Origin of the sequence: Aeromonas sp. QDB03, assembly GCF_027707985.1 — a bacterium.
Taxonomy (GTDB): domain Bacteria; phylum Pseudomonadota; class Gammaproteobacteria; order Enterobacterales; family Aeromonadaceae; genus Aeromonas; species Aeromonas hydrophila.
Window position 1 is genome coordinate 117,092 of the sequence record NZ_JAPCJG010000006.1, and the last position, 14,545, is coordinate 131,636.

The following is a 14,545-nucleotide window of genomic DNA, read 5'->3' on the forward strand; positions in this document are numbered from 1 at the left end:
CCTTATTGCGGCTCGACCGGTTTGCTTTTCTTCTTGTGCTTGCGCACCCGCATGTAGTTGCGACGGATCCCGTAGGAGATCAGCAACCCGGCCAGCAGGGCGACCAGCAGCATCAGCCGCTGCTTCTCCTGTACCACCTTGAGCCGGGTATCCTTGTCCGCCAGCATCTGCTGCTCTTCCAGCGTAATGCGCAGATACCCCAGGGTCTGCTCCCCATCCAGGATCTCCTGCACGAACTGGATGCGCCCCTTGCCCTGCTCCGGTATCGACTTGTTGCTGTCACCGATGGGCAGCAGGCTGTCCAGCGGCACCGCATTGTCCGACTGGGCGAGGGGGATGCCGCGGGCATCGTAGAGGGTGACGTCGAGGATCTCGGGCTCGGCGGCCAGATCCTGGGCCAGCCGCTCCAGCTCGCTGTTCTTGTCCTCCTTGAGCCAGCGCTTCATGTCGCGGGCAGCGTAGGCCACCAGCGCCTGGGCCCGGTTGCGAGCCTCGCTGTGCAGCGAAGCCTGGCTCTCACCCTGCATGTGGATGAGTACCGCGAGTACCCAGAGCCCGAGCAGGACGCCGGCACCGAGACTGAGCACACGTTTGATGGGGAGATGACGCAAGCGTTGAGCCTTTTGCTGACAAGGGGTGGCGGGATCTTGGCGCTTGCCTGTACAAAAAGCAATACGCTACTCTGGGCCAGCATTGTTAACCCCATGATCACCAAGGAAGGCGTTATCCCTATGTTGTTGTCCCAATTGCCCGCAGAGATTTCAGAGTGGCCCGAGTGCCTGTCCGGCGCCCCTTGGTGGGAAGCGACGCCGCAGGCGTTGCTGCCTGCCGCCAGTGCGCTGGATGGCGGCTGGCTGGTGCTGTTCGGTCGCGCACTGGCCGGTCATCATCTCGGGCGGCTGGCCGGGCTGCTGGCGCAGCACGAGTTGCAGGCCAGACTCTATCCGCCCGCCATGCCGGCCGGGGTGCCTCTGCTGCTGCTGGGTACGGATCGCTTCTCACCCGCTCTGGTACAGGCGCTCAAGGGGGAGGAGTGGGACATCGATCTGTGTCATCTGTCGGCCCTGCCCAGTCTGGCGGAGCCCGGTTTGCTGGTGATGGACATGGACTCCACCGCCATCCGCATCGAGTGCATCGACGAGATTGCCCGGTTGGCTGGGGTCGGCGAGCAGGTGGCGGCGGTCACGGCGGCCGCCATGCAGGGCCAGCTGGAGTTTGCCGACAGCCTGCGTGCCAGGGTCGCCCTGCTGGAAGGGGCGCCGGTCTCCCTACTCGACCAGGTGGCGGCCGACATGCCCTGGATGCCGGGCCTGCCGTTGATGGTCGATACCCTCCAGCAGGCGGGTTGGAAGGTGGCGATCGCCTCCGGTGGCTTCACCCGTTTTGCCGGCCAGTTGCAGCGGGAGCTGGGGCTGGACGCCATCTTTGCCAACGAGCTGGCGGTGGAAGGGCGGCAGCTGACCGGCAAGGTGAGCGGGCGCATCGTCGATGCCGCCGTCAAGGCCGAGGTCTTGCAGCTGCTGGCGCAGGAGTACGGCATCGCGGCTGGCCAGACCGTGGCTGTCGGCGATGGCGCCAACGATCTCAAGATGATGGGGGTAGCCGGGCTTGGCATCGCCATCCACGCCAAGCCGCTGGTGCGGGCGCAGGCGGCGGCCACCCTCAATCACCACGATCTGGAAGGGGTGATCTGCCTGCTCAGTGCGCTGGCCTGCCGCCAGCAGCGCTGGGATCGCCGCTAGTCCCGGCGCCTCGGCAAGACCCTCACGTCACGGAGGACGTTGTCTCAAAATGGAACTGTTACAGCAATCCCTGTTTATGCCCTGCGGCGAACATCGGCTGCACGTGCGCCACATTCAGCCGCGGGTCGCGGTACATGGCGAGCCGATCCTGATGGTGCACGGCGCCATCGAGAACGGCCGCATCTTCTACACCGAATCGGGCAAGGGGCTGGCCTGCTTTCTGGCCCGCCACGGCTATCAGGTCTATGTGGCCGACCTGCGGGGTCGGGGGCTGAGCACGCCGGCCATCGCCGAGCAGGCCGAACATGGCCAGCATGAGCTCATCACCGAGGATCTGCCGGCCCTGCACCGCTGGATTGCCGCCCGCCATGACGGCTTCAAGCTGCACTGGATGGCCCATTCCTGGGGTGGGGTCATCATGGCGTCGACCCTGGTGCGCTTCCCCGAGTTGGCGGAGCAGGTGGCCAGCCTGGTGTTCTTTGGCACCAAGCGCGGCGTGTCGGTACAAAATCCGGAGCGCTGGCTCAAGGTGGATCTGATCTGGAACCGGCTGGCCCCTTGGCTGGCCAGGCGCAACGGCTTTCTGGCCGCGCGCAGCCTGAAGATCGGGGCGGATGACGAGCCGCTGCGTTACCTGCAGGAGACCATCCCCTGGGTCAAATGCGGCCCCTGGCAGGATCCCAGCGACGGGTTCGCCTATGACGAGGCGGCGGCCAGGGTCAACTGGCCGCCGCTCTGGATGATCTCGGCCAAGGCGGACAAGGTGCTGGGTCACCCGACCGACGTGCGTCGTTTCAGCGCCGAGATGGGCTCGGCTGCGCGCCATACCCGCCTCGGCCGGGACAACGGCAACCGGCTCGATTACGACCACATCAACATGTTGACCGCCCCGCAGGCGCAGGAAGATCACTTCCCGCAGATCCTGGAATGGCTGCTCAACCCGCAGGCGGCCTGACAAAGAGCGGTTGGCGGAGCGGGTTGCTATCCGGTGTACTGATGAATGAACCATGGCGGGCCAGAGGCCCGCCATGGTTTTATTGCTCGCCCGCCGGGTTGAGGGCCGTGGTTTGCAGGGGCCTGCTCAATTGACGGGCGCCGTGATGCCGAGCCGGAACAGGGTCGCCTGGCTGGTATCGGTCAGCTCACCCACCCCGACTACGCTCCACAGCTCCTCTTCCAGCTTCTTGGCCTTGTGAATGGCGAACTTGGCGATGTAGTCCAGCTCGTTGGCGATGAAGTTGGTGTCGGGGCGGCCGGTGCGGGAGATGCCCACCAGCACTGAGTAGAACTCCCCCTGGCGCAGCGCCTGTTCGATGAAGCTGCGCTTCTCCGCCACATTCTTGAAGCTGCTGGCGAGCCGGCTGGTGAAGATGGGCAGGCCGGCCGCCGTCTGCAGGCTGGCGATGTAGACCTCCTCCTCCTGGGGCTGATCCTCCCGCTCGATGGCCCGCAGCGGGTTCATGATGAGCTGTTTGAGCAATTCGCCCTGGAACAGTGGATAGAGGTTGTCCTGGTCACCCTGCTCGGCACAGGCTTTCAGCAACCGCGACAGGCTGCGCGCCTGCGGGGCATGACCGATGGAGGCCGGCCTGGGGGCGCCCTTCAGCTTGTTGATATAGACCGGGGTGCTGAAGACGTGGTGGGTGTAGATGTTGCGCAGCGCCCGCGCCATGCCGCGATAGCGGCGCTGCTCCTGGGCTGCTTTGAGCTTGTTCTGGTTGCTCTCGATCAGCAGCTTGAAGAACTGGCGGCCGGTGTGGCGCTCCGGATCGCCCTCGATGCACAGGTGCAGCACGGTGCGGGTCAGGTTGATGCTGACCAGCCGGTAGGGCAGACGCTGCAGATCCATGCTCTTGGAGAGCTCCTGCAGGCGCGGCAGGGCGATGGTGACGATGTCGTCCTTCACCCCCTCGAACGGCTCTTCCAGCTCGATCTGCATGCCGTGAGCCGAGATGTCGCGGGTCCAGCCGAGCCAGGCGCGACCATTGTGCTTGATGGCCACGGCCGTCTTGTGGATGTAGCGGGCCTCCTTGCGCAGCTGGACATAGTGCAGCGTCTCGATCTCGAAGGGAGCCGCACTGCTGTCGTGGCCGAAACGCTGCAGCTCGTTGGCATTGTGCTGGGCGCTGGCATCGTACTGAAACTCCTCCCGCTGACTGTCGAGACCGACATCCTGCAGCAGGCCGACATAGCTTATCTGCTTGAGCCGCTCCTGCAGCAGCATGTCTTGCAGCTGGGGGCTCTCCTTGCTCTGCTGGCTGGCCAGATCGGCCTCGTGCAGGTCACAGCGCTCCAGGCTGAATTTGTAGACCCGCCAGCTGGGGCGCCGGGCGCCGACCTGGAAGAAGAGCGACATCAGCCCGCTCTGCAACAGCTCTTCCCGGGTGGCGGAGAAGAAGTAGAGGTGACTGCGTACCGAGTGGGTGAAGCAGTAGATCAGGGTCTCTTTCAATTCCCCCGCCGCCGGCAGCAGGGCCTGCATGCGGGTGGCGGAGAACAGGCTGGCGAGCATGTCGCGGTTCTTGGCATCGCGCCAGTATTCGAGGATGTGCTGGTTGTTCTCGGTGCGCAGGGCGATCTCGAGGCTGGGGCTGTCGCCCGAACCGAAAAACAGCGGCATGCCGGTCATGCGCGGCAGATAGAACTGCTCATACCCCTTGATGATGGCGGCGGAGAGCAGGTAGTCGACGCTGACCCGATAGCGACTCTTGTTGCTCTCGATGAACTCGCTCAGGAACTGGTCGAAGCCGGGGTGTTCGCCGGTCTTGACCAGTCTGAGCCAGAATTTGCCCTCCTTGCTCTCTTCCCCGAGGATCTGGTAGCTGACCGAATGGTGCAGGACCGGATTGGCATGATCCCGCTCCAGCCCGGTGAAGAACACCTCGACCTGGGCACCGGTCTGGTAGTTGGGCAGATAGGGCACCGAGACCCGGATCCCGCCGAGGGACAGGTCGGAGCTTTTGGCAAACAGCTTGTCGCCATCGGCAAACTTGATGAGCACGGGGGAGCTGAAGTGCATCCGCTCCTGGCGTCGGCCATAGTAGCTGGCAAAGGCGATGGGATTGACGTCGTACTGGCGAAACGGGCTGGCAGGGGGCTGCAGCGGGCCATCGCTCTTGCCATGGTGGTACTTCTGCCAGTATTGCAGTGCCTCGTAGACTCCCAGGGTGTAATCGTCTTTGTAGAGATAGCACTGGGACTGGAACAGACCGATGGCCTCGGCCGGCATGAAGTGGGTGATCCCTTCGGATTCATGGACCAGACACTCGTCACCCAGTTCGTCCCGCATGTCGATCACGCGACGGCAGGGGGTGCATCTGCGCTTGATCTCCATCTTGATCAGAAAACGGCTGTTGCTGTTTTCGTCCTGGGTCAGGCGATTGAAGATGTCATCGAAATCCTTTTCTCTGAGCAGGGGGATGAGCTGTTCAATAAGGTGCTGTTGTTGTTCTGAATCCATGTGTTCCTGCCACGGAAAGTCACTTTTCCGATTCTGGGTTTGATCTGTCGGTCGCAAACAAGTATATCAAGCAGGAATTCATCCTGTCCCCGAGTTATCCATGGCCAAAAACAAAACTGCCTATGTTTGTACCGAATGTGGCGCCGACTTCACACGCTGGCAAGGTCAGTGCAGTGAGTGCAAGGAGTGGAACACCATCAGCGAGGTGCGCCTCGGCTCGGTGACCCCGGGCAAGAGTGCTCGTTATACCGGTTATGCCGGCGCCGTTGGCAGCCAGGTGCAGACGCTGGCGGAGATCGCCACCACCGAGATCCCCCGTTTCTCTTCCGGTTTCAAGGAGCTGGACCGGGTCCTGGGTGGCGGGGTGGTGCCGGGCTCGGCGATCCTGATCGGTGGCAACCCGGGGGCGGGCAAGTCGACCCTGCTGCTGCAGACCATGTGCGGTCTGGCGGAGCGGATGAAGACCCTCTATGTCACCGGAGAGGAGTCGCTGCAGCAGGTGGCGATGCGCGCCTCGCGCCTCGGCCTGCCGACCGACAAGCTGCGCATGCTGTCTGAGACCTCGGTCGAGCAGATCTGCCTGATTGCCCAGCAGGAGCAGCCACAGATCATGGTCATCGACTCCATTCAGGTGATGCATGTGGCGGATGTGCAGTCGGCGCCGGGCTCCGTGTCTCAGGTGCGGGAAGCCGCCGCCCTGCTGACCCGCTATGCCAAACAGAATCACGTCGCCATCTTCATGGTGGGTCACGTGACCAAGGATGGCACCCTGGCCGGCCCCAAGGTACTGGAGCACTGCATCGACTGCTCCGTGCTGCTCGATGGTGGCCACGACTCCCGCTTCCGGACCCTGCGCTCCCACAAGAACCGTTTCGGGGCGGTCAACGAGCTCGGTGTATTTGCCATGACCGGGCAGGGGATGCGGGAGGTGAGCAACCCCTCTGCCATCTTCCTCAGCCGCGGTGAAGAGCAGGCGCCGGGGTCGGTGGTGATGGTGATCTGGGAGGGGACGCGGCCCCTGCTGGTGGAACTGCAGGCGCTGGTGGATTACTCCCAACTCTCCAACCCGCGCCGGGTGGCGGTGGGGATGGATCACAACCGTCTCGCCATGTTGCTGGCGGTGCTGCATCGCCACGGCGGCCTGCAGATGGCGGATCAGGATGTCTTCATCAACGTGGTCGGCGGGGTCAAGGTCGAAGAGACCAGTGCGGATCTGGCCCTGCTGCTCTCCATGGTCTCCAGTTTCCGGGATCAATCCCTGCCCAAGGATCTGGTGGTGTTCGGGGAAGTGGGGCTGTCTGGCGAGATCCGGCCCGTGCCCTCCGGCCAGGAGCGGTTGCAGGAGGCCGCCAAGCATGGCTTCCGCCGGGCCATAGTGCCGCACGCCAACGCGCCCAAGCATCCCATCGAAGGCATGGAGGTGGTGCCGGTCAAGAAACTGGCCGATGCCCTGGAGGCCTTGTAATCGGCATGGTGGCCGCAGGCAGGCAATAAAAAGGAGCGCAACGGCGCTCCTTTTTACATCGGGTATGCCGCTCAGGGGTGAGGGTGTTCGAGGTGCTCGCTCAACAACTGTTCCAGCTCCCGGTGCAGCAAGTCTTCATCGCCGACGTTGAGCTCGATCATCCGCTTGAGGTGGGTGGCGCTGTCGATGTCGATATGATGGCAGTAGAATCCCAGCTTCTTGCTGGCTTCATGGGTCAGCATGACCTGCATCTTGATCTCGATGTCGCTGCCGCTCAGTACGAAGCTGAGTGAATACTCTTTGTTGTCGTGGCTTTCCCAGTCATCGGGCCGGATCAACAGGGCACCCTGCAGGGAGATATCCACCAGCTGGGTCCGCCATTTCTTATCTCCCTGGACGAGGTCGGCCATGGTCAAGTAGAGGATCCGTGAAAAACGGCGACGCTCGGACATTCTCATCTCCTGTCAGCAATAGGAATTGGAGCTAAAGGTCATGACATAGAGTGTAATGCACCTTGCACATCAGGATCTTGAACTGGCTCCGAAATTGGATATCAAACCTGCTGGGCGCTGAGTGACTCCACGACCTGCAGTGCCTTGATCAGCCGATCTTCCTGTTTGAAACGATCTTCCAGCACGGGGCCCAGCTGGTTCAGATCCTCATCCAGCAACAGCAGCTGAGCCTCATCGGCATTGCTGTATTTGTCGTTGAACTCCAGCGCGAACTCGGTGCAGGCCCGGATGTGGGGATAGATGCGTTTCGCCAGTTCCAGCTTGTCGCCGCTGGCCTGTTCGAAGGCGGTCACCACGTGGTTGTAGATCTCGAAGTGTCCGGCGCTGACGTAGTCGACCAGGCGTTCACAGAAGCCTTGCAGTTCCACATGGCCGGGCAGCGAACGCTGTTTGGTGCGGGCGGGGGTCAGTCCGGCAAGCCGCATGTATTCGACCAGCAATGCCTGCCTGGCATCCAGCCAGTCGTCGATAGCTCTGTGCTTTCCTGCCAATGCGCGTTTGGTTTGTTCCAGTTCAGTTAACATAGTCCCTCCGTGGGGCATAGGCATGGAGTGCTATAGTGACGGGCCTCCGGCCTTTTTATTGACTGACGACACCCTCCTATAACTAGGGAAAATCCAGTTGACCGTCAATAGGGGCATGGGGATATTGTTACACCGGGTGGCGTTTTGGTTACAAGGCACCATCATTTGCTCTCCTCTTCCCGTCAATTACGATCACGAAGGGGCGAGATATGTGACTATTTCCGCAGATCTTGATGAAAACCCCAGCATTCAAGCCAATCCGGCTGATAAAGCCTTTGCCTGAGTGTTTTTTTTTGAATAGAGTGGCCCGGTGCTAAATGCCCGATCATAAAGGAAATGTTATGAACAAAGCTCAACTTGTCGATGCAATTGCAGCCAAAGCAGATCTGAGCAAAGCTCAGGCCAAAGTCGCTCTGGAAGAGATCATCAATGGTATTACCCAGAGCCTGAAAGAAGGTGATGCTGTGCAGTTGGTGGGTTTTGGCACCTTCAAGGTGAACCATCGTGCTGGCCGTACCGGTCGCAATCCGCAAACTGGTAAAGAGATCCAGATTGCAGCCGCGAATGTGCCGTCCTTTGTGGCAGGCAAGGCGCTCAAAGACGCCGTCAAGTAATCCCCAAAAACCCGGCGCCAGCCGGGTTTTTTATTGCCATCGTCAGCGGAAATTGTTTCAGATACACTCAAGATATGGCGTGCGCCGTAGTGAGGTGGATGATGGAACAGAAAAATGCCATTCGGCAGGTTGCCGTACCTTGGGCTCCGTCCCGCCAACTCCCCCCGGGCCTGGTTGTGGCCGAACTTCATCAGGATATCTGGAGCGACTCCCTCACGATCATGCTGGGCAGGGCTCGCAGCATCGATCTGCCGCCGCAGATCCTCTGTCGGGTCTATTTCCGGCACATCTTTGCGGTGCGGGTGATGGAGGATTGCGATCTGGCGGAGGGCAAGGATAGCCATGCCATCGAGGAGCAGATCCAGCTCATCACCCCGTCCCGGTTTGCCAGCTGGTTCCATCAGGAGTCGGATGGTCTGCATCTGGACGAGGATCTGCAGCACTACCGCATCTCGACCTGGGATTATTGCGCCGATGTGTTGACGTCCAGAGCGCCCGAGCTGCAGTTCGTGGACAAAGGCGATTAGCGAGGCTGAAGAGACAATAAAAAAACCGGCAACACTGGGTGTTGCCGGTTTTTTTATTGGTCGATGCGGGGTGAACTCAGCCGAGCAGCTGATCCCGATGCAGCCCCAGCACGATGAGCAAGCCAAGGAAGTAGAAGGCGCTGAGTTTGATGCCCAGGATGGCGAGCAGGCCGGCGCAGAGCCGGACGATGGCCTTGTGCAGCCAGGAGCCGGTGAAACGGTACATGGTTACTCCGCCGCCTCCGTGGTGGCGAATTCCGGCACCTTGGCCATGGCATCCAGCACTACCTGGATATCCGCTCCCGGCTTGCAGGCGTTTTCACTCAGATGGCGGCGCCAGGCGCGAGCCCCCTGCATGTTCTGGAACAGCCCCAGCATGTGGCGGGTCATGTGGGAGAGATAGTTGCCCTTGGCCAGCTCCTGCTCGATATAGGGCAGCATCATCCGCACCACCTCGTGGCGGCTCGGCACGGCGTGGTTCTGGCCGAACACCAGGTTATCCACCTGCGCCAGAATGTAGGGGTTCTGATAGGCTTCGCGCCCCATCATGACGCCATCCAGGTGTTGCAGATGTTCGAGGGTCTGCTCCATGGAGGTAACGCCGCCGTTGATGGCGATGGTGAGATCCGGGTAATCCTGTTTGACCCGATAGACACGGGGATAATCGAGCGGCGGGATCTCGCGGTTTTCCTTGGGGCTCAGGCCGCTCAGCCACGCCTTGCGGGCATGGACGATGAAGGTGTCGCAACCGGCATCGCGTACCTGTTCGATAAAGGCCTGCAGAAATTCGTAGGAGTCCTGATCGTCGATGCCGATACGGGTTTTCACCGTCACCGGAATATCGACCACATCGCGCATGGCCTTGACGCAGTCAGCCACCAGTGCGGGTTCACCCATCAGGCAGGCACCAAAGCGGCCGTTTTGCACCCGATCGGAGGGACAGCCGACGTTGATGTTCACCTCGTCATAGCCGCGCTCCTCGGCCAGCTTGGCGCAGCGCGCCAGATCGGCCGGATTGCTGCCTCCCAGCTGCAGGGAGATGGGGTGCTCCTGCTCGCTGTAACCCAGATAATCCCCCTTGCCGTGGATGATGGCGCCGGTGGTCACCATCTCGGTATAAAGCAAGGTCTGGCGAGTCATCAGACGATGGAAATAACGGCAATGCCGATCGGTCCAGTCCAGCATGGGGGCGATGGAAAAACGCTGCGCCTGCATAAAAATCATCCGGGTTGGCTAAACAAAGGGGGCGGATTTTACCACAACGTGAGGCAGCCCCAGAAAATGAATTTTGTCACCGCGTCAAAGGGGGCCCTGTGATAGTATCCGGCTAATAAAAAGGGTAATTGCGTGATCATGAATCAAGACCAACTTTTACAACGAGCCGAACGACTCTGCGAACAACGCGGGATCCGCTTCACCCCTACCCGACGTCAGGTATTCAGGCTGCTGGCTGCCCACGGCAATGCCATCAGCGCCTATGATCTGTTGGCCCAGTTGCAGCAGACCGAGGCCCATGCCAAGCCGCCGACCGTTTATCGGGCATTGGATTTTCTGCTCGAACAGGGCTTTGCCCACAAGGTGGAGTCGCTCAACGCCTTCATTTTCTGCTGTCACTTCGATCATGCCCACCCGATGCAACTGCTCATCTGCGATCGGTGTGGCGAGGTGGTCGAGTTGCATGACTCGGCGATCGATGGCGCGTTTTCCGAGCAAGCCCACTTGCATGGCTTTACTATTACCAATAAGACAATAGAGGCACATGGCCAATGTGCTCGCTGTACGCCCACCGTAGGAAGTCAACATGAAGGCTGATTTTGTAAACCCGTTCCTGCTCTCCCTGCTCAATGTGCTCTCCACCATGGCACAGCTCGAGCTCAAGCCGGGCAAACCCAAACGCAAGATGGACGAGCTGGCGCGCGGCGATGTCTCTGGTCTCATCGGCATGGTCGGTCCGCAGACCCGTGGCTCGCTCTCCATCAGCTTCGAGAAGGGGTTGGCGCTGGAGATCATGCGCCGGATGCTGGGCGAGGCACCGGCTACCATCAATGAAGAAGTGACCGACATGGTGGGCGAGATCACCAACATGGTGACCGGCGGTGCCAAGCGCATGCTGGGGGAGAAGGGGTATGAGTTTGACATGGCGACCCCCATCATCGTCTCCGGCCCCAATCACACCATCACCCATCGTGCCGACGGCACCAAGATCATGATGCCGTTCGAATCAGATTATGGTCGTGCCACCATCGAGATCTGTTTCGAGTAACCCTATGTGGAAAGCGCTGAAATGGTTCTTCATCGGGTGGGCCCTGCTGCTCATCCTGTCTGATCTCCAGATCACCACCTCGCTCTACAAGTACGAAGACAACCGGGTGGTGGTGAACTTTCCGCGCTGGCAGGCAGACCAGCCCTGGGGCACCTTTGAGTGGCATGCCGGGCGGGTGGAGACCCATTGGTATGGTCTGGCAGGCAGACCCAAGCCGGTAGATCCGCTGCTGTAGCAGCCAGGGTGACAGATGCAATGCAAGAGGCCAGCTGATGCTGGCCTCTTGTCGTTGGTCGCCCGGTTGATCAGGCCGCTTCGGCGGCCAGATCTTCGCGGGGGCGCAGCAGCATGCCGAAGCCGCAGGTCAGCAGGGTGGGCAGCAACCAGGCCAGCCCCTTGTCGAACAGCGGCAGGAAGGCGAACGCATCCATCTGCACGCCGGCCGCTCCCAGCCCGTCCAGGCAGCCGAACAGAAACGCCACCAACAGCACGGCGCGAAACGCCAGCCGTGGCCGGCCAAAATAACCCTGTACAAAGGTCACCAGCACCAGTGCGATGGCGACCGGGTAGATGGCGACCAGCACCGGGATGGAGAGGCTGATGAGCTGGCTCAGCCCGACGTTGGCCACCAGGATGGAGACTCCTCCCATCAGCAGTACCCACTTGCGGTATGTCCAGCCGGCCAGACCGTGGAAGTAGTCGGCGCTGGCGCAGAGCAGGCCGACCGCGCTGGTGAAGCAGGCCAGGGTGATGATGGCGGCCAGGATCAACTGACCGTAGTGGCCGAACAGGCTCAACACATAGGCGTTGACGATGGCGCCGCCATTGTCGACGTTGGTGACCACGCCCGCCGCGCTGTTGCCCAGATAGAACAGGGAGATGTAGACCGCCGAGAGGCCAACCGCCGAGATGAGGCCCGCGATGGTCAGGTACTTGAACTGGCTCGGGTAGTCCTCGATGCCCCTGCGTTGCAGCAGACCGATGATGAGGGCACCGAACATCAGCGAGCCGAGGGTATCCATGGTGTTGTACCCCTCCAGCATCCCCTTGATGAGCGGCGTATCCGTGTAGTCGCCGCTGGCCTCAGGTAGGGTGCCTTGCGGGTCAACCAAGACCCCGACCGCCAGGATCAGCAACATTACCATCAAGACAGGCGTCATGTATTTTCCCACCGCATCGAGCAGCCTGCCCCGATCCAGCGATACCAGGATCACCAGCGCGAAGAAGAGCAGGCTGTAGAGCAGCAGCCCGTGTTGGCCAGCTTCGCCGAGCCAGGGCTTGAGCCCCATTTCATAAGCCACCAGCCCGGTGCGGGGGGTGGCAAAGGCCGGCCCCATGATGATGTAGATGGCGATGGCCAGCGCCGTGGCCGCCCAGGTCGGCAGATAGCGGGTCATCGCCGTCCAGCCGCTGCTGCCTTGTCCGGCGCTGCCTCTGGCAACGGCGACCAGCGTCAGCAGAGGGAGACCCACCGCCGTCAGCAGAAAGCCGACCATGGCTGGCATTAGATGCTCACCGGCCATAAAGCCGGCGAGCGGCGGAAAAATGATGTTGCCTGCCCCGAGATAGAAAGCAAACGTCATAAAACCCAGTCCGAATACGTCGGACAACTTCAGTGATTTCGTCAAACCTGACCTCATCTGCCTTATCAGCTTGTTCTTGTTGATTGCACCCACTGCCTGGCAGATAACCGGATAACAATGCTTCCCTCTCCTCCACGATGAGCACATCGATAAAGGAGCACTCTTCTGAGCATAAAGAAGAGAAATTTGATCTCAATCACACATTAATATCTTGAAACAATTTAATTGGCCAGAATAAATCACCGATTAGCCAGCGGTTGGCAGCAGTGAAAGAGCTCGGTATGGCGGCAGGGGGCTGGCCGCAGGAAAGGGGTAACGGGTGGTAAAAGGCTGTTGGCAGACAAACAAAAGAGCCTGCGCAAGGCAGGCTCTTTGAGATGGGCGGGAGTGAAATCAGGCGGCTTCGGCAGCCAGTTTCTCGCCGGAGCGTACCGCCATGCCGAGGCCACAGGCCAACAGCGTCGGCAGCAGCCAGGCCAGGCCCTTGTCGAACAGCGGCAGGAAGGCAAATGCATCCATCTTCATGCCGGCGGCGCCCAGACCGTCCAGGCAGCCAAACAGGAAGGCGACCATCAGTACGGCGCGGAACACCAGGCGCGGACGACCGAAGTAACCCTTCAGGAAGGTGACCAGCACCAGAGCCACGGCAACCGGGTAGATGGCGACCAGCACCGGGATAGAGAGGCTGATGAGCTGGCTCAGGCCCACGTTGGCGACCACGGCGCAGATGACCCCCAGCAACACCACCAGCTTCTTGTAGCTCATGCCGGTGAGGTTGTGGAAGAAGTCGGAGCAGGCGGAGATCAGGCCCACGGCGGTGGTGAAACAGGCCAGGGTGATGATGGCGGCCAGGATGAACTGACCCGGCTGACCAAACAGGCTCAACACGTAGGCGTTGACGATGGCGCCGCCGTTGCTGATGTCGGTGGCGACACCGGCTGCGGTGTTGCCCAGCTGGAACAGGGAGACGTACACCACGGACAGACCGATGGCAGAGATGATGCCGGCAATGGCCAGGTACTTGAACTGGCTCTGGTAGTCATGAATGCCTTTCTGGCGCAGCAGGTCGACGATCAGGGCACCGAACATCAGGGACGCCAGGGTGTCCATGGTGTTGTAGCCTTCCAGGATCCCTTTCACGAAGGGGCCGTTCTGATAGTCACCGGAAGAGGCCGGCATGTCACCTTGCGGGGCGACGAACACGCCGATGGCCAGGGTCAACAGCAACAGCATCAGCACCGGGGTCAGGTATTTGCCGATGGCATCCATCAGCTTGCCCTGATTCATGGAGACCAGGATGGCCACGCCGAAGAACAGCACCGTGTAGGCAGCCAGACCGGCCTGGCCCATGTCACCGATGAAAGGCTTGAGGCCCATTTCATAGGCCACCAGCCCGGTACGGGGGGCGGCGAAGGCCGGACCGATGATAATGTAGATGGCGACGGCCAGTGCGGTGGCGACGCCGGCCGGCAGCAGCTTGGTCATGCCGGCCCAGCCGTTGCCTGCCTTGGCGACAGCGATGATGGTGATGAGGGGCAGACCGACGGCAGTGACCAGGAAACCCAGCATGGCGAGAGAGAGGTGCTCACCTGCCATGTAACCAGCCAGCGGCGGGAAGATGATGTTGCCGGCGCCCAGATAGAAGGCGAAGGTCATGAAGCCCAATCCGAGCACGTCGGACAATGTGAGTGATTTCGTCAAGTTCAACCTCGTCTGTCTTGTAAACTATTGCTTGTTATAGTTTTTTATTGGTCAGTGACCGATATTGTTCAGGGGTAAAAAAAAGGAGCCCCGCTTGTTTTTTCATCGCAACCAGTGGTTTGAGCTGGTCTTGAGCGGGCGCTCGTTTAGGAGT

Annotated in this window: 17 protein-coding genes; 9 read left to right on the top strand and 8 right to left on the bottom strand. The window is 60.8% G+C overall.

What is annotated here, in order from left to right; all coding sequences use genetic code 11:
- Positions 1 to 2 precede the first annotated feature (2 nt).
- Positions 3 to 611 (bottom strand): AhpA/YtjB family protein, encoded by a 609-nt coding sequence (locus PG900_RS15835; protein WP_017411238.1) that lies wholly within the window; start codon positions 609 to 611, stop codon positions 3 to 5.
- A 120-nt stretch (positions 612 to 731) separates the two neighbouring features.
- On the opposite strand from PG900_RS15835, the gene serB reads away from it, so the two are divergent.
- Together serB and PG900_RS15845 are read left to right on the top strand one after the other, a co-directional pair.
- A complete protein-coding gene (serB, locus tag PG900_RS15840) occupies positions 732 to 1,742 on the top strand; it encodes a phosphoserine phosphatase SerB (protein ID WP_270831787.1) in 1,011 nt (336 codons plus the stop codon).
- 49 nt (positions 1,743 to 1,791) lie between these two features.
- Positions 1,792 to 2,697: an alpha/beta fold hydrolase gene (locus PG900_RS15845; protein ID WP_045525489.1), complete on the top strand. Its 906-nt coding sequence runs from the start codon at positions 1,792 to 1,794 to the stop codon at positions 2,695 to 2,697.
- A 126-nt stretch (positions 2,698 to 2,823) separates the two neighbouring features.
- Here the strand turns inward: PG900_RS15845 and PG900_RS15850 are convergent, their stop codons facing one another.
- Complete coding sequence (locus PG900_RS15850) at positions 2,824 to 5,202, bottom strand: PilZ domain-containing protein (RefSeq protein ID WP_226032376.1); 2,379 nt, start codon at positions 5,200 to 5,202, stop codon at positions 2,824 to 2,826.
- Positions 5,203 to 5,302: 100 nt separating this feature from the next.
- Here PG900_RS15850 and radA point away from each other — a divergent pair, with 100 nt between their 5' ends.
- Positions 5,303 to 6,667, top strand: a complete 1,365-nt coding sequence (gene radA, locus PG900_RS15855) for a DNA repair protein RadA (protein WP_029302178.1) — start codon at positions 5,303 to 5,305, stop codon at positions 6,665 to 6,667.
- 71 nt (positions 6,668 to 6,738) lie between these two features.
- On the opposite strand, the gene PG900_RS15860 is transcribed toward radA, so the two are convergent.
- Both PG900_RS15860 and PG900_RS15865 read right to left on the bottom strand, forming a co-directional pair.
- A complete protein-coding gene (locus tag PG900_RS15860; RefSeq protein WP_011707404.1) occupies positions 6,739 to 7,119 on the bottom strand; it encodes a PilZ domain-containing protein in 381 nt (126 codons plus the stop codon).
- A gap of 101 nt (positions 7,120 to 7,220) precedes the next feature.
- Complete coding sequence (locus PG900_RS15865) at positions 7,221 to 7,703, bottom strand: Rsd/AlgQ family anti-sigma factor (RefSeq protein ID WP_011707403.1); 483 nt, start codon at positions 7,701 to 7,703, stop codon at positions 7,221 to 7,223.
- Positions 7,704 to 7,800: 97 nt separating this feature from the next.
- Here PG900_RS15865 and PG900_RS15870 point away from each other — a divergent pair, with 97 nt between their 5' ends.
- The 3 genes from PG900_RS15870 to PG900_RS15880 all read left to right on the top strand — a co-directional run bounded on the left by PG900_RS15870 (position 7,801) and on the right by PG900_RS15880 (position 8,844).
- Positions 7,801 to 7,986 (top strand): hypothetical protein, encoded by a 186-nt coding sequence (locus PG900_RS15870; RefSeq protein WP_130631666.1) that lies wholly within the window; start codon positions 7,801 to 7,803, stop codon positions 7,984 to 7,986.
- A gap of 58 nt (positions 7,987 to 8,044) precedes the next feature.
- A complete protein-coding gene (gene hupA, locus PG900_RS15875; RefSeq protein ID WP_005305063.1) occupies positions 8,045 to 8,317 on the top strand; it encodes a nucleoid-associated protein HU-alpha in 273 nt (90 codons plus the stop codon).
- A 101-nt stretch (positions 8,318 to 8,418) separates the two neighbouring features.
- Positions 8,419 to 8,844, top strand: a complete 426-nt coding sequence (locus PG900_RS15880) for a hypothetical protein (RefSeq protein ID WP_010636148.1) — start codon at positions 8,419 to 8,421, stop codon at positions 8,842 to 8,844.
- Between the two features lie 76 nt (positions 8,845 to 8,920).
- On the opposite strand, the gene PG900_RS15885 is transcribed toward PG900_RS15880, so the two are convergent.
- Together PG900_RS15885 and dusA are read right to left on the bottom strand one after the other, a co-directional pair.
- The gene (locus PG900_RS15885; RefSeq protein ID WP_011707400.1) at positions 8,921 to 9,070 is read right to left on the bottom strand and encodes a hypothetical protein; all 150 of its coding nucleotides are present in this window, start codon (positions 9,068 to 9,070) and stop codon (positions 8,921 to 8,923) included.
- A gap of 2 nt (positions 9,071 to 9,072) precedes the next feature.
- Positions 9,073 to 10,059 (bottom strand): tRNA dihydrouridine(20/20a) synthase DusA, encoded by a 987-nt coding sequence (dusA, locus tag PG900_RS15890; RefSeq protein WP_043127265.1) that lies wholly within the window; start codon positions 10,057 to 10,059, stop codon positions 9,073 to 9,075.
- A gap of 138 nt (positions 10,060 to 10,197) precedes the next feature.
- Between dusA and zur the strand changes: the two genes are divergently transcribed.
- The 3 genes from zur to PG900_RS15905 are packed head-to-tail and all read left to right on the top strand — an operon-like array spanning position 10,198 to position 11,342.
- Positions 10,198 to 10,656: a zinc uptake transcriptional repressor Zur gene (gene zur / locus PG900_RS15895; RefSeq protein WP_011707398.1), complete on the top strand. Its 459-nt coding sequence runs from the start codon at positions 10,198 to 10,200 to the stop codon at positions 10,654 to 10,656.
- Positions 10,646 to 11,107, top strand: coding sequence for a chemotaxis protein CheX (locus PG900_RS15900; protein WP_016351979.1), 462 nt, complete (start codon positions 10,646 to 10,648; stop codon positions 11,105 to 11,107). Before zur ends, PG900_RS15900 begins: the two co-directional genes overlap by 11 nt.
- A gap of 4 nt (positions 11,108 to 11,111) precedes the next feature.
- Positions 11,112 to 11,342: a hypothetical protein gene (locus PG900_RS15905; protein WP_029302182.1), complete on the top strand. Its 231-nt coding sequence runs from the start codon at positions 11,112 to 11,114 to the stop codon at positions 11,340 to 11,342.
- Positions 11,343 to 11,412: 70 nt separating this feature from the next.
- Here PG900_RS15905 and brnQ (PG900_RS15910) read toward each other — a convergent pair whose 3' ends face one another.
- Together brnQ (PG900_RS15910) and brnQ (PG900_RS15915) are read right to left on the bottom strand one after the other, a co-directional pair.
- Entirely contained in the window at positions 11,413 to 12,690 is a 1,278-nt protein-coding gene (gene brnQ / locus PG900_RS15910; RefSeq protein ID WP_270798046.1) for a branched-chain amino acid transport system II carrier protein, read from the bottom strand.
- 393 nt (positions 12,691 to 13,083) lie between these two features.
- On the bottom strand, positions 13,084 to 14,391 hold the full coding sequence (brnQ, locus tag PG900_RS15915) for a branched-chain amino acid transport system II carrier protein (RefSeq protein WP_011707394.1): 1,308 nt from the start codon (positions 14,389 to 14,391) through the stop codon (positions 13,084 to 13,086).
- Positions 14,392 to 14,545: the final 154 nt, after the last annotated feature.

Coding starts and splice junctions, on each gene's coding strand:
- PG900_RS15845 (WP_045525489.1), top strand. CDS start 1,792: ATGGAACTGTTACAGCAATCCCTGTTTATGCCCTGCGGCGAACATCGG.
- PG900_RS15885 (WP_011707400.1), bottom strand. CDS start 9,070: ATGTACCGTTTCACCGGCTCCTGGCTGCACAAGGCCATCGTCCGGCTC.
- PG900_RS15865 (WP_011707403.1), bottom strand. CDS start 7,703: ATGTTAACTGAACTGGAACAAACCAAACGCGCATTGGCAGGAAAGCAC.
- dusA (WP_043127265.1), bottom strand. CDS start 10,059: ATGCAGGCGCAGCGTTTTTCCATCGCCCCCATGCTGGACTGGACCGAT.
- serB (WP_270831787.1), top strand. CDS start 732: ATGTTGTTGTCCCAATTGCCCGCAGAGATTTCAGAGTGGCCCGAGTGC.
- PG900_RS15860 (WP_011707404.1), bottom strand. CDS start 7,119: ATGTCCGAGCGTCGCCGTTTTTCACGGATCCTCTACTTGACCATGGCC.
- PG900_RS15900 (WP_016351979.1), top strand. CDS start 10,646: ATGAAGGCTGATTTTGTAAACCCGTTCCTGCTCTCCCTGCTCAATGTG.
- PG900_RS15850 (WP_226032376.1), bottom strand. CDS start 5,202: ATGGATTCAGAACAACAACAGCACCTTATTGAACAGCTCATCCCCCTG.
- zur (WP_011707398.1), top strand. CDS start 10,198: ATGAATCAAGACCAACTTTTACAACGAGCCGAACGACTCTGCGAACAA.
- PG900_RS15905 (WP_029302182.1), top strand. CDS start 11,112: ATGTGGAAAGCGCTGAAATGGTTCTTCATCGGGTGGGCCCTGCTGCTC.
- PG900_RS15880 (WP_010636148.1), top strand. CDS start 8,419: ATGGAACAGAAAAATGCCATTCGGCAGGTTGCCGTACCTTGGGCTCCG.
- radA (WP_029302178.1), top strand. CDS start 5,303: ATGGCCAAAAACAAAACTGCCTATGTTTGTACCGAATGTGGCGCCGAC.
- brnQ (WP_270798046.1), bottom strand. CDS start 12,690: ATGACGTTTGCTTTCTATCTCGGGGCAGGCAACATCATTTTTCCGCCG.
- hupA (WP_005305063.1), top strand. CDS start 8,045: ATGAACAAAGCTCAACTTGTCGATGCAATTGCAGCCAAAGCAGATCTG.